The organism is Agrobacterium sp. GW821-FHT14E08 (genome assembly GCF_058803865.1).
Window position 1 is genome coordinate 34,668 of the sequence record NZ_JBXAPJ010000003.1, and the last position, 13,327, is coordinate 47,994.

General features: G+C 59.7%; 11 protein-coding genes. All 11 read left to right on the top strand.

Annotation, left to right across the window (positions count from 1 at the left end):
• Positions 1-4 precede the first annotated feature (4 nt).
• Positions 5-340, top strand: coding sequence for a nitrite reductase small subunit NirD (nirD, locus tag AC1ROR_RS12910; protein ID WP_003519747.1), 336 nt, complete (start codon positions 5-7; stop codon positions 338-340).
• 214 nt (positions 341-554) lie between these two features.
• A complete protein-coding gene (locus AC1ROR_RS12915) occupies positions 555-3,203 on the top strand; it encodes a nitrate reductase (RefSeq protein ID WP_498589630.1) in 2,649 nt (882 codons plus the stop codon).
• A complete protein-coding gene (cysG, locus tag AC1ROR_RS12920; RefSeq protein WP_498589631.1) occupies positions 3,175-4,653 on the top strand; it encodes a siroheme synthase CysG in 1,479 nt (492 codons plus the stop codon). The genes AC1ROR_RS12915 and cysG overlap by 29 nt, the downstream gene beginning before the upstream one ends.
• Positions 4,654-4,804: 151 nt before the next feature.
• Positions 4,805-5,578, top strand: a complete 774-nt coding sequence (locus tag AC1ROR_RS12925) for a DeoR/GlpR family DNA-binding transcription regulator (RefSeq protein WP_498589632.1) — start codon at positions 4,805-4,807, stop codon at positions 5,576-5,578.
• Between the two features lie 107 nt (positions 5,579-5,685).
• The gene (glpD, locus tag AC1ROR_RS12930; RefSeq protein WP_498589633.1) at positions 5,686-7,209 is read left to right on the top strand and encodes a glycerol-3-phosphate dehydrogenase; all 1,524 of its coding nucleotides are present in this window, start codon (positions 5,686-5,688) and stop codon (positions 7,207-7,209) included.
• Positions 7,210-7,246: 37 nt separating this feature from the next.
• Complete coding sequence (locus AC1ROR_RS12935) at positions 7,247-8,317, top strand: ABC transporter ATP-binding protein (protein ID WP_498589634.1); 1,071 nt, start codon at positions 7,247-7,249, stop codon at positions 8,315-8,317.
• A gap of 12 nt (positions 8,318-8,329) precedes the next feature.
• A complete protein-coding gene (locus AC1ROR_RS12940; RefSeq protein WP_498589635.1) occupies positions 8,330-9,400 on the top strand; it encodes an ABC transporter ATP-binding protein in 1,071 nt (356 codons plus the stop codon).
• Between the two features lie 2 nt (positions 9,401-9,402).
• Entirely contained in the window at positions 9,403-10,269 is an 867-nt protein-coding gene (locus tag AC1ROR_RS12945) for a carbohydrate ABC transporter permease (RefSeq protein WP_035225162.1), read from the top strand.
• A 39-nt stretch (positions 10,270-10,308) separates the two neighbouring features.
• A complete protein-coding gene (locus AC1ROR_RS12950; RefSeq protein ID WP_498590034.1) occupies positions 10,309-11,184 on the top strand; it encodes a carbohydrate ABC transporter permease in 876 nt (291 codons plus the stop codon).
• Between the two features lie 2 nt (positions 11,185-11,186).
• Entirely contained in the window at positions 11,187-11,480 is a 294-nt protein-coding gene (locus tag AC1ROR_RS12955) for a DUF2160 domain-containing protein (protein ID WP_498589636.1), read from the top strand.
• 75 nt (positions 11,481-11,555) lie between these two features.
• Entirely contained in the window at positions 11,556-13,277 is a 1,722-nt protein-coding gene (locus tag AC1ROR_RS12960) for an ABC transporter substrate-binding protein (protein ID WP_142841717.1), read from the top strand.
• Positions 13,278-13,327: the final 50 nt, after the last annotated feature.

Below are 13,327 nucleotides of genomic sequence, written 5' to 3' on the forward strand. Positions count from 1 at the left end.
AACGATGGACAGCAACTGGATCGATATTGGCGATATCTCCGACATTCCCCTGCGCGGCGCGCGTTGCGTAAAAACGCCAATGGGCAAGATCGCCGTGTTTCGCACGGCGGAAAATCAGGTCTTCGCCATCGAGGACCATTGCCCGCACAAGGGCGGGCCGCTGAGCCAGGGCATCGTGCATGGCGCTTCGGTGACGTGTCCCTTGCACAATTGGGTGATTTCGCTGGAAACCGGCAAGGCGCTGGGGGCGGATGAAGGTGAGGTGCGGACCATACCCGTCCGCAATCTGGATGGACGGCTTTCCATCGCACTCGAAACTCTGATGATTGCGGCGGAGTGAATTGCGATGGCGGTGAAGATACCCCCCTCTGCCCTTCCGGGCATCTCCCCCTCAAGGGGGGAGATCGACAAGCGGAAGGCTTCCCGTTTCATCTCTGCGGGCGGCGACGCACACCGCGAATGGAAGTTCGTGCCGCAAGTGATCTCCCCCCTTGAGGGGGAGATGTCCGGCAGGACAGAGGGGGGTAACCGCCACGCGCTGAGAGGGCAAACCCATGCCCACTGAAACAAAAACCACCTGTCCTTATTGCGGCGTCGGCTGCGGCGTCATCGCCACCGTCAATGATAATGGCGTCGTTTCCGTCAGGGGAGATCAGGACCACCCCGCCAATTTCGGAAGACTATGTTCCAAAGGTTCGGCTCTGGCCGAAACCATCGATCTCGACGGTCGCCTGCTCCACCCCGAAATCAGCGGCAGGCGGGCGGCATGGGACGAAGCGCTTGACCTCGTCGCTTCCCGGTTTTCTCAAGCCATCGCCGAACACGGCCCGGACTCCGTTGCCTTTTACGTCTCCGGCCAATTGCTGACAGAGGATTATTACCTCGCCAACAAGCTGATGAAGGGTTTTATCGGCTCGGCCAATATCGATACGAATTCAAGGCTCTGCATGTCGTCCTCGGTTGCCGGCCATCGCCGTGCCTTCGGGGCCGATACGGTGCCGGGCACCTATGAGGATATGGAGCTTGCCGATCTGGTGATCCTCACCGGTTCCAATCTCGCCTGGTGCCATCCGGTGCTTTACCAAAGGCTTGCGGCGGCAAAGGCCGCGCGGCCGGAAATGAAAGTCGTTGTCATCGATCCGCGCCGGACGATGAGCGCCGATATTGCCGACATGCACCTCGCCATCCGGCCGGATGGAGATGTGGCGCTGTTTACCGGCCTGCTGGCGCATCTTTCCGATAGTCCTGCAATCGATCGCGGTTATGTGGACAATCACACGGTCGGTTTTGATGCAGCGATACAGGCAGCAACCGGACACAGTCTGCCGGAGATCGCCGAAGCCACGGGCCTGACGATTGCCGAACTGATTTCCTTTTACGAATTGTTCGAACGCACCGAAAAAACCGTCACCTGCTACAGTCAGGGCGTCAACCAGTCGCAAAGCGGCACGGACAAGGTCAACGCGATCATCAATTGCCACTTCGCCACCGGCCGCATCGGCAGACCGGGCATGGGGCCGTTTTCGCTAACTGGCCAGCCGAACGCCATGGGCGGGCGTGAGGTCGGCGGGCTGGCCAATATGCTGGCCGCCCATATGGCTATCGAAAATGCCGAGGATCGCGACCGCGTGCGGCGCTTCTGGGCCTCACCCGCGATTGCGGAAAAACCCGGCCTGAAGGCGGTGGACATGTTCAGGGCGGTGGCTGACGGCCGCATCAAGGCGCTGTGGATCATGGCGACCAATCCGGTGGTTTCCCTGCCGGATGCCGGTGCCGTCGAGGCGGCCATCAAGGCCTGTCCTTTCGTCGTGGTGTCCGATGTCATGGCCAATACCGATACGGCCCGCCATGCCCATGTGCTTCTGCCATCGCTCGGCTGGGGTGAAAAGGACGGCACCGTCACCAATTCCGAGCGGCGAATTTCCCGTCAGCGCGGTTTTCTCGATGCGCCGGGCGAAGCGAAAGCAGACTGGTGGCAAATGGCGGAAGTGGGTCGGCGCATGGGTTTCGGCACTGCCTTCGCCTATGGCCAGCCATCGGAGATTTTCGCCGAACATGCCGCTCTTTCTGGTTTCGAGAATGCGGGCAGTCGCGATTTCGATATCAGCGGTGTCGAACGGAATTCCTATGATGCGATGCCGCCCTTTCAATGGCCGAAGGCCGGAACGGGCGATGCCGTCGTTACGCGCTTTTTCGCGGATGGCCGGTTTTACCATGCCGATGGCAGGGCGCGGTTCATCGCCACCGCTTTGCCGGAGACCGGCAGGACATCGGCGGATTATCCGCTGACACTGAATACCGGTCGCATCCGCGATCAATGGCACACCATGACCCGCACCGGCAAAAGCGCACGCCTCACCGCCCATATCGCCGAACCCTTCGCCGAGCTTCATCCGCGCGATGCGCAGGCGCTGGGAATCGAAAGCGCCGATCTGGTAGAGCTGGAAAGCCCCCATGGCAAGGTTCTGCTGCGGGCGCTGGTGAGCGAAAGGCAGGCGCGCGGCTCGGTGTTTGCGCCGATGCACTGGAACGACCAGTTCGCCTCGCAGGCGCGCATCGATGTCGTGGTTGCGCCGGTGACGGACCCACATTCCGGCCAGCCCGCCTCGAAAAACGTGGCGGTAAGGGCAAGGCGCTTCGAAGCGAAGGCCTATGGTTTCGCCATCTCCCGCATCCGGCCGGATGCGCCGGATTGTGCTTACTGGGCCACGGCCAAAGCGGATGGCGGCTATCGCATGGAGCTTGCCTTTGTCGAGGAGCCGCAGGACTGGACATTCTGGGCGCGGCAGGTCTTCGGCATTGATGTCAGGATCGAGCCGCTGGGCTATAGCGACCGGCAGACGGGCGATCTGCGCCTCGCCTTCTTCGATGGCGATATCCTGCTGGCGGCGCTGTTCATCGCCAGACAGCCGGTGGCCGTCGCCCGCAACTGGGCGATCTCGCAATTGACCGAACGCCATGAGGATCTGCGCATGCGTTTTGCGCTGGTTGCCGGTCGCCCCGGTGCCGGCCGCGCCGATCCGGGCGCCACCGTCTGCTCCTGCTTTAACGTCGGGGTGAACCAGATTACCGCCGCCATCCGCGAAGGCTGCCACAGCGTCGAAGCCATCGGCAAGGCGTTGAATGCCGGAACCAATTGCGGCTCCTGCCGCGCCGAAATCAGGGGGATCATCGATGGATGCCTTAAAACCGCAGCGGAATGAACCGGCCCGCATGGAAAGATTAGCCAAGTTGCCGGTCTTCTGGGGGCTTGAGGGCAAGCGCGTGGTGCTGGCGGGTGGATCGGATGGGGCCGCCTGGAAGGCGGAACTGCTGCTGGCCTGCGGGGCGGAACTTCATCTTTATTGCGAGGAAAGCGAGCTTTCGGAAAGCTTTGCAGCGCTTATCGCAAAAAGCCAGATGCTGACACGGCATGACCGTCCGTGGGGTCCGGATATCTTCGACGGCGCGGAACTGGCGCTTGCGGATTGCGAAACCGATACGGAAGCTGAGAGCTTCTACGACGCCGCGCGCGCGGCCGGCGTTCCAGTCAATGTCATCGACAAGCCGGAATTCTGCCAGTTCCAGTTCGGCTCCATCGTGAATCGCTCGCCGGTGGTGGTTTCTATTTCCACCGATGGCGCCGCACCCATTCTGGCGCAGGCCATCCGCCGGCGCATCGAGACATTACTGCCGCTGTCGCTGAAGGACTGGGGCGCGCTTGCCCAGACAATCCGCGAGCGCGTCAATCTGCGGCTCGCTCCGGGTGCGTCGCGGCGTTCTTTCTGGGAAAAATTCGTCGATCGGGCTTTTACCGAAAGGCTGGATGAGGGCAGCGAGGAACGGCTGCTTGCGGATATCGGAATGCAGGCCGCGCGGGCAGGATCGGGGCGCGGCCTTGTGACGCTTGTGGGCGCCGGGCCGGGCGATGCCGAATTGCTGACGCTGAAAGCGGTGCGCGCTTTGCAGGCGGCCGATGTCATCCTGTTCGACGATCTCGTTTCAGCCGAGGTGCTGGAACTGGCGCGGCGGGAGGCGAAACGCATGCTGGTCGGCAAGCGCGGCGGCCGGGAAAGCTGCCGGCAGGAAGACATTAATGACATGATGATCCGCCTCGCAAAGGCCGGCAAACGGGTGGTGCGGCTGAAATCCGGCGATCCGATGATCTTCGGACGCGCCGGCGAGGAGATCGCCGCGCTGCAAGCAGAAAATATTCCGGTTGAGATTGTGCCGGGTATTACCGCCGCAAGCGCCATGGCCTCACGTCTTGGTGTTTCCCTGACGCATCGTGATCATGCACAGTCGGTCCGCTTCGTCACCGGTCATTCCCGGCAGGGAAAATTGCCGGAGAATATCAACTGGAAATCGCTCTCCGATCCCGCCGTGACCACCGTGTTTTACATGGGTGGCCGAACCGCTGCCGATATCCAGTCCTCGCTGCTCGTCCACGGCATGCCCGCCTCGACGTCTGTTGCCATCATGATTTCGGTCAGTCGGGCCAATGAAAGGCGCTGGTGCGGTTCGCTCGCAGAGCTGGCTGCGGCAGTGGACAGGCTGGGCGTGAACGAGCCGTTGCTGATCGGCATCGGCGATGCGTTCCGTACGGCGTCCTCAGCATCTTCAGATGTCGGTCCGCAGGAGCCGGTGGGCCTGTTTTCTCAGAGAGCCGGCTAATAAGCCATTCAAGCATCTTCTTTTGGCTTACGGCATTGCTTTTGTCCGCCGTCCATCTCTTGCCAGAGGCGGCCATAAAACCGTCCCTTGACATTGGTTTTTCGTTCGCTCTTCAATAAAACGAAAAAATTGAAAGAGGAGGGAGGGTGAAATGCTGCTTACACCGCGTCAGGATGAAATCGTTGCGCTGGCAAAAGCGAACGGGCGGGTGCTGGTGGATGAGCTGGCGGCACGGTTTTCGGTGACCCCTCAGACGATCCGCAAGGACCTGAACGATCTCTGCGACACGCGGGTGCTGACGCGCATCCACGGTGGCGCGCTTTTTCCAAGCGGCAACGAGAACGTCAAATACGAGGCGCGCCGCGCCATCGCTTCCGTTGAAAAACAGGCGATCGGCGCTGCCGCTGCCGCCCTCATTCCCAATAACTCGTCGCTTTTCATTAACATCGGCACGACGACTGAAGCGGTGGGTGAAGCGCTGGCGGACCATCACGAATTGATGGTCATCACAAACAATATCAATGTTGCCAACAGGTTGCGGGTTTTCCCGGGTATCGAGGTGGTGATTGCGGGCGGCGTCGTGCGTGGTTCCGATGGCGGCATCGTCGGCGAGGCGGCAGTGGATTTCATCCGCCAGTTCAAGGTCGATTTCGCCGTCATCGGCGTTTCGGCCATTGATGAGGACGGCGCCCTGCTGGACTTCGACTTCCGCGAGGTCAAGGTTGCGCAGGCGATCATTTCCAATGCCCGCCATGTTATTCTGGTGTCGGATTCGCTGAAATTCGAGCGCACGGCCCCGGTGCGCATCGGCCATCTTTCGCAGGTGCATACTTTTATCACCGATCATTGTCCTGTTGATTCGATCCGTTCCATCTGTGCAGATCATGACGTTCGGCTGATTGAAACCGAGGCGCGAGAGGGCTGATCTTACGTCATCGGAATTTCGTTTGACATTCGTTTTGTCTTCGAATTAGATGTCCGTGCTTTCAATATATCGATGAGGAGAGCGTCGATGAAAGCACGGGAGAGTTCATGTCTGACGAGGCAATCCACGATATTTTCGTGATCGGCGGCGGCATCAATGGCTGCGGTATCGCGCGTGACGCCGTCGGCAGAGGCTATTCCGTCGCACTTGCGGAAATGAACGATTTCGCCTCCGGAACCTCCTCCGCCGCTACCAAGCTTATTCACGGCGGTTTGCGTTATCTCGAACATTATGAGTTTCGTCTGGTGCGTGAGGCGCTGATGGAGCGCGAGGTGCTGTGGGCCATGGCGCCGCACATCATCTGGCCCATGCGCTTCGTCCTGCCGTTCCAGAAGGGCGGCGTGCGTCCGGCCTGGCTCGTGCGTCTCGGGCTTTTTCTTTATGATCACCTTGGCGGCCGCAAGCTTTTGCCTGCCACACGCTCGCTCGATCTGCGCCGCGACCCCGCCGGGAAACCGCTGAAGCCGATTTTTGCCCGCGCCTTCGAATATTCCGACGGCTGGGTGGATGATGCCCGTCTCGTGGTGCTGAACGCCCGTGATGCCACCGATCGCGGCGCTTTGATCCTTAACCGCACACAGGTGGTTTCGGCGCGACGCGAAGGCGCTTTCTGGCGGGTTGAAACGAAAAGTGCTGCCGGTGAAACCGCTACCTATCGTGCGCGCATGCTGGTGAATGCCGCCGGCCCCTGGGTGGACAAGGTTCTGTCTTCGACATTCGGCAAAAACAATGTCCACAATGTTCGCCTGGTACAGGGCAGCCACATCATCGTGCGCAGGAAATTTGCCGATCCACGCGCCTATTTCTTCCAGAATCCGGACGGGCGCATCATCTTCGCCATCCCTTACGAACAGGATTTTACGCTGATCGGCACGACGGATCGCGACTATACCGCCGACCCCCGGGCTGTTAGGATCACCGAGGAGGAAATCAGCTATCTTTGCAGCGCGGCAAGCGAATATTTTGCCGAGCCGGTTACACAGGCGGACATCGTCTGGACCTATTCCGGCGTGCGGCCGCTTTTCGATGACGGCGCGTCGAAAGCGCAGGAAGCCACCCGCGATTATGTGCTGAAAACCGAAGGGGCGGAAGGCGAAGCACCGCTTCTCAATATTTTCGGCGGCAAGCTCACCACCTATCGGCGGCTTGCCGAACATGCTCTTGAAAAAATCGGCGATGCGCTGGGTGAAAAGGGCGCGCCATGGACGGCGGGTTCGCATTTGCCGGGTGGAAATTTCGGTGCCGAGGCCTATGCCGCGGAGGTTATTACCCTGCGGTCGCGTTACCCCTTTCTCGAAGAGCGTCATGCCAAGCGGCTTGTGCGTTGTTACGGGACGGATGCGGCGGCGCTGATCGGCTCTGCCACGGAGGCGTCGGCACTAGGCCGTCATTTCGGCGGCACGCTTTATGAGGCCGAGGTCCGCTGGCTGATGGCGCGGGAATGGGCGCTGACGGCGGAGGATATTCTGTGGCGGCGCACCAAGCAGGGCCTTTTCTTCACGCCTGAAGAGGTGCGCGGGCTGGAGACCTATATCGAAGACATTGCAGGGGAACGCTTGAAGGCAATCTGACGATCCGGACGACAAGCGGAGGAGGCTTTGGATCACCATGCTTGAATTGCGAAACGTCTCGAAGATGGCGGGTGGTGAATATCATATTCACCCGACCGATCTGACGTTACAGCGCGGAAGCCTGAACGTCCTGCTTGGACCGACACTTTCGGGCAAAACGACGCTGATGCGGCTGATGGCCGGGCTGGACAAGCCAAGCGGCGGCGCGATCTTCTTTAACGGGGAGGACGTGACGGGATGGCCGGTGCAGAAACGCAACGTCGCCATGGTCTATCAGCAATTCATCAATTATCCGGCGCTGAGCGTTTACGAAAACATCGCCTCGCCCATGCGAGTTGCTGGCAAGGATCAGGCTACCATCGACAGGGAAGTGAGGAAAGCCGCCGAGCTTTTGAAGCTGACGCCTTATCTTGACCGCACGCCGCTCAATCTTTCCGGAGGCCAGCAGCAGCGAACGGCACTTGCCCGCGCCATCGTCAAGAACGCCAATCTGGTTCTGCTCGATGAGCCGCTGGCCAATCTCGATTACAAGCTGCGCGAGGAATTGCGCGAGGAACTGCCGCGCATCTTCGCCGAATCCGGCGCGATCTTCGTTTATGCCACAACCGAACCTTCCGAAGCGCTGCTTTTGGGCGGCAATACCGCAACGCTCAATGAGGGAAGGGTGACGCAGTTCAGCCGCACCATCGAGGTTTACCGGCGTCCGGTGGATATCGTCACCGCGGAAATTTTTGCAGATCCGCCGCTCAACACCATCGAGGTCGTCAAGGCGGGCGGCGCATTTACCCGTGCTGACCAGGCAGTGATTGCGGTGCCGGCGCATCTTGCCGCCGTGCCGGATGGCCCTTTGACCATCGCCTTCCAGCCGCATCATCTTTTCCCACAGGCGAAGGGCGAGGCGCGGCAATCCATCCGGGCGCGGACGCTGATTTCGGAAATCGCCGGGTCGGAAAGTTTCGTCCATGTGGAATTTTCGGGCCGGCGCTGGGTCATGCTGGCGCATGGCATTCATGACATCGAGCCGGACAGGGATATCGAACTGTTTCTCGATACACGGCACCTGATGGCTTTTGATGTAGACGGCCGCGCCATCGGCAAAGCGGCGTAAGGGAGATCGGTCATGGCACGCATCACGCTCGATCACATCCGCCACGCCTATAATGCCAAGGCGCAGGCCGCTGGCGACTATGCCCTGAAAGAGGTGCATCACGAATGGGAAGATGGCGGCGCCTATGCGCTGCTCGGCCCTTCCGGCTGCGGCAAGACCACGCTGCTCAACATCATTTCCGGGCTGCTGCGTCCTTCCGAAGGCCGCATCGCCTTTGATGGAACGGACGTGACCGATCTCGCCACCGAAGACCGCAATATCGCGCAGGTGTTCCAGTTCCCGGTCGTCTACGACACGATGACGGTCTATGACAATCTGGCCTTTCCGCTGCGCAACCGGCATGTGCCGGAATCCGAAGTGGACCGCCGGGTGCGGGACATCCTTGAGATGACCGATCTCTCCGGCATGGCCAAACGCCGTGCTCGGGGGCTGACGGCGGATCAGAAACAGAAGATTTCGCTGGCGCGCGGGCTGGTGCGCTCCGACGTCAACGCCATCCTCTTTGACGAACCGCTGACGGTGATCGATCCGCATATGAAATGGGTGCTGCGCTCACAGCTGAAGCGCCTGCACCGGCAATCCGGTTTTACCATGGTCTACGTCACCCATGACCAGACCGAGGCGCTGACCTTCGCCGACAAGGTGGTGGTGATGTATGACGGACAGATCGTTCAGATCGGCACGCCGGCCGAGCTTTTCGAACGGCCGGGACATACGTTTGTCGGTTACTTCATCGGCTCGCCGGGCATGAATGTGCTTCCCGCCAAGATAGACGGCGCGACCGCGGTGGTCGGCGGCCTTGGTGTGCCGCTTGCCGGTGTACCAAAGGTCGATGGCGCGCAGCGCATCGAGATTGGTGTCCGCCCGGAATTTATCCGGCTGGAGCGGGGCGGCATGCCGATCATCGTCGACAAGGTAGAGGATATTGGCCGACAGAAGATCGTGCGCGCTCGGTTCGCCGGCCAGAAACTCGCGATCGTCGTTGCCGAAGACGAGGAAATCCCGGCTGAAGCGGGTGTTCGCTTCGATCCGGCCGCCATCGGCGTCTTTGCCGATTCCTGGCGCGTGAAGATGGGAGCCTGACCATGGAAAAGAGCTGGAACAACAAAGCGTGGTTCATGGTGCTGCCGGTGCTGGTGCTGGTTGCCTTTTCCGCCGTCATTCCGCTGATGACCGTCGTGAATTATTCGGTGCAGGATACGTTCGGCAACAACCAGTTCTTCTGGGCCGGAACGCAATGGTTCGAGGAAATTCTGGCATCGGACCGGTTCTGGGATGCGCTGGGGCGCAACCTGCTGTTTTCCGGCATCATTCTGGCGATTGAAATTCCGCTCGGCATCTTCATCGCGCTCAAGATGCCGAAATCCGGCATCGGCGTGCCTGTTTGCCTCGTCACCATGGCGCTGCCGTTGCTGGTGCCGTGGAATGTCGTGGGCACAATCTGGCAGGTGTTTGGCCGCAGCGATATCGGCCTGCTCGGTTATTACGCCAATCAACTGGGGCTCGATTACAACTATGTCAACGATCCGCTCGATGCATGGATCACCGTCGTCATCATGGATGTCTGGCACTGGACGAGCCTTGTCGTGCTCCTGTGCTACGCCAGCCTCGTGTCCATTCCGGATGCCTATTATCAGGCGGCAAGGATCGATGGCGCATCGCGTTTTGCGGTATTCCGGTTCATTCAATTGCCGAAGATGAAGCGGGTGTTGCTGATCGCTTTCCTGCTGCGCTTCATGGACAGTTTCATGATCTATACCGAGCCTTTCGTCGTCACCGGCGGCGGTCCGGGCAACTCCACCACCTTCCTGTCCATCGATCTCGTGAAGATGGCGCTCGGCCAGTTCGACCTCGGGCCGGCTGCGGCCATGTCGCTGATCTACTTCCTCATCATCCTGCTGTTGTCCTGGGTGTTCTACACCGTCATGACCAGCCACGACGCGGAGACTTGAGACATGAGCGCCTCTGATGTCACCACAGGCATGGAACGGATGGGAAATTCGCCGGTAAAAGCCGCCTCGGCGGGATTATCAGGCATTGCCGCACGCTCCCGCCGCCGTCACGGACCATCGCGCTTTTCCTGGCTGGTACCGACGATCTATATCATCCTTCTGCTGGTGCCGATCTATTGGCTCATCAATATGAGCTTCAAGACGAATGCGGAAATCGTGTCGTCCATGACGCTTTATCCGCACCAGCCGACGCTGCAGAACTACCGGACGATCTTTACCGATTCCTCCTGGTATTCGGGTTACATCAACTCGATCATCTACGTCTTCATGAACATGGTGATATCGGTCGCCGCAGCGCTTCCGGCGGCCTATGCCTTCTCGCGTTACCGTTTTCTCGGTGACAAACACCTGTTCTTCTGGCTTTTGACCAACCGCATGGCCCCGCCCGCCGTCTTCGCGCTGCCCTTCTTCCAGCTTTATTCGGCTTTCGGGCTTATCGACACGCATATCGCCGTGGCGCTGGCGCATTGCCTGTTCAACGTGCCGCTGGCGGTGTGGATCCTCGAAGGTTTCATGTCTGGTGTGCCGAAGGAAATCGATGAGACCGCTTATATTGACGGCTATTCCTTCCCGAAATTCTTCGTGAAGATTTTCATGCCGCTCATCGCCTCCGGCATCGGTGTCGCCTGCTTTTTCAGCTTCATGTTCTCGTGGGTGGAGCTTCTGATCGCCCGCACGCTGACGACGACAGACGCCAAGCCAATCGCCGCGACGATGACACGAACGGTTTCCGCCGCCGGCATGGATTGGGGCCTGCTTGCTGCCGCCGGCGTGCTGACGCTCATTCCGGGTGCGCTGGTGATCTGGTTTGTCCGCAATTACATCGCCAAGGGCTTTGCTCTGGGGAGGGTTTGACCATGACGAAGATGCCCGATTTTTCCTGGATGGCGTGGACTTGGGCGACAGCCGCGTTTTTCGCTGCCATCGCCGTGCTGCTCGTCGGCATGTGGTTCTGGGAATATCTTTCGCCCGGCGGCAATCCCCGCTTCGGCCTGCTGCGTTTCGAGACGACGCGCGGTGACAGGCTGTTTATCTCGCTGCTCGGCAGCGCCTTCATTCATCTCGCATGGCTCGGGCTGGTCGGCCCGAACCTGTGGTGGGCTCTCGCTCTATCCTTGGTCTACGCCGTCGGCGTTTTCCGATTTGTCTAGAGCAGGAAAAAGGTGCGGCGGAGGAAAACCGCACCCGCAGACTTCATGCAATCGCAAACCCCTGGGAGGACTGATATGCGACGGCATCTGATGACGACGACGGCGGCCATGCTGCTGGCAATGACGGGTTCCGCTTTCGCCGGAATGGAGGAAGCAAAGCAGTTTCTGGACAAGGAAATCGGCGATATGTCGTCGCTTTCACGTGCGGATCAGGAAAAGGAACTGCAATGGTTTATCGATGCCGCGAAACCTTTCGCCGGCATGGACATCAAGGTCGTTTCCGAATCCCTGACCACGCATGAATATGAATCCAAGGTTCTGGCACCGGCCTTTACCGCCATCACCGGCATCAAGGTCACGCATGACATCATCCAGGAAGGTGACGTCGTCGAAAAGATCCAGACCCAGATGCAGACCGGCCAGAATCTTTATGACGGCTGGGTCAACGACAGCGATCTCATCGGCACGCATTGGCGCTACCAACAGGTGCGCAACCTCACCGACTTCATGGCCAATGAAGGCAAGGACGTCACCAACCCCGGTCTCGACCTCAAGGATTTCATCGGCAGCGCCTTTACAACGGCGCCGGACAAGAAGCTCTACCAGCTTCCCGACCAGCAGTTCGCGAACCTCTACTGGTTCCGTTACGACTGGTTCAACGACGACAAGAACAAGGCCGATTTCAAGGCCAAATACGGTTATGACCTCGGTGTTCCGGTCAACTGGTCGGCCTATGAGGATATTGCCGAATTCTTCACCGGCCGCGATGTCGGCGGCAAGAAGGTCTTCGGCCATATGGACTACGGCAAGAAGGACCCGTCACTTGGCTGGCGCTTCACCGATGCCTGGCTTTCCATGGCGGGTAACGGCGACAAGGGCCTGCCGAACGGCCTGCCGGTCGATGAATGGGGCATCAAGGTCAACGACAAGTCCCAGCCGGTCGGCTCCTGCGTGGCGCGCGGTGGTGATACCAACGGTCCGGCTTCAGTCTATTCCATCGAGAAATATCTCGAATGGCTGAAGAAATATGCGCCGCCGGAAGCACAGGGCATGACCTTCTCCGAATCCGGTCCGGTGCCCGCACAGGGTAACATCGCCCAGCAGATATTCTGGTACACGGCTTTCACCGCCGATATGGCCAAGCCCGGCCTGCCTGTCGTGAACGAAGACGGTTCGCCGAAATGGCGCGTCGCACCTTCGCCGCATGGCGTCTACTGGAAGGACGGCATGAAGCTCGGTTATCAGGATGTGGGTTCGTGGACGCTGATGAAATCCACCCCAGACGACCGCGCCAAGGCCGCTTGGCTCTATGCGCAGTTCGTGACCTCGAAGACGGTGGATGTGAAGAAGAGCCATGTGGGTCTCACCTTCATTCGTGACAGCACTATCCATCACCAGAGCTTCACGGACCGTGCCGCCAAGCTCGGCGGTCTGATCGAGTTCTATCGTTCGCCGGCCCGCGTGCAATGGTCTCCAACCGGCACCAACGTTCCTGATTATCCGAAGCTGGCACAGCTGTGGTGGCAGGCAATCGGCGATGCGTCGTCCGGTGCGAAGACCGCTCAGGCCGCGATGGACTCGCTCTGCGCCGAACAGGAAAAAGTCATGGCCCGTATCGAGCGTGCCGGCGTGCAGGGCGATATCGGTCCGAAACTGGCGGAAGAACACGATATCGACTACTGGAACAAGGACGCTGTTTCGAAGGGCAATCTGGCGCCGCAGCTGAAGATTGCCAACGAAAAGGAAAAGCCGGTCACCGTCAATTACGACGAACTGGTCAAAAGCTGGCAGAAGTAATCTCTGCATGAAATCTTAAACCGGGGCGGCAAGCCGCCCCGGTCATTGCG

Coding starts and splice junctions, on each gene's coding strand:
- nirD (WP_003519747.1), top strand. CDS start 5: ATGGACAGCAACTGGATCGATATTGGCGATATCTCCGACATTCCCCTG.
- cysG (WP_498589631.1), top strand. CDS start 3,175: ATGGATGCCTTAAAACCGCAGCGGAATGAACCGGCCCGCATGGAAAGA.
- AC1ROR_RS12935 (WP_498589634.1), top strand. CDS start 7,247: ATGCTTGAATTGCGAAACGTCTCGAAGATGGCGGGTGGTGAATATCAT.
- AC1ROR_RS12915 (WP_498589630.1), top strand. CDS start 555: ATGCCCACTGAAACAAAAACCACCTGTCCTTATTGCGGCGTCGGCTGC.
- AC1ROR_RS12945 (WP_035225162.1), top strand. CDS start 9,403: ATGGAAAAGAGCTGGAACAACAAAGCGTGGTTCATGGTGCTGCCGGTG.
- glpD (WP_498589633.1), top strand. CDS start 5,686: ATGTCTGACGAGGCAATCCACGATATTTTCGTGATCGGCGGCGGCATC.
- AC1ROR_RS12950 (WP_498590034.1), top strand. CDS start 10,309: ATGGGAAATTCGCCGGTAAAAGCCGCCTCGGCGGGATTATCAGGCATT.
- AC1ROR_RS12925 (WP_498589632.1), top strand. CDS start 4,805: ATGCTGCTTACACCGCGTCAGGATGAAATCGTTGCGCTGGCAAAAGCG.
- AC1ROR_RS12955 (WP_498589636.1), top strand. CDS start 11,187: ATGACGAAGATGCCCGATTTTTCCTGGATGGCGTGGACTTGGGCGACA.
- AC1ROR_RS12940 (WP_498589635.1), top strand. CDS start 8,330: ATGGCACGCATCACGCTCGATCACATCCGCCACGCCTATAATGCCAAG.
- AC1ROR_RS12960 (WP_142841717.1), top strand. CDS start 11,556: ATGCGACGGCATCTGATGACGACGACGGCGGCCATGCTGCTGGCAATG.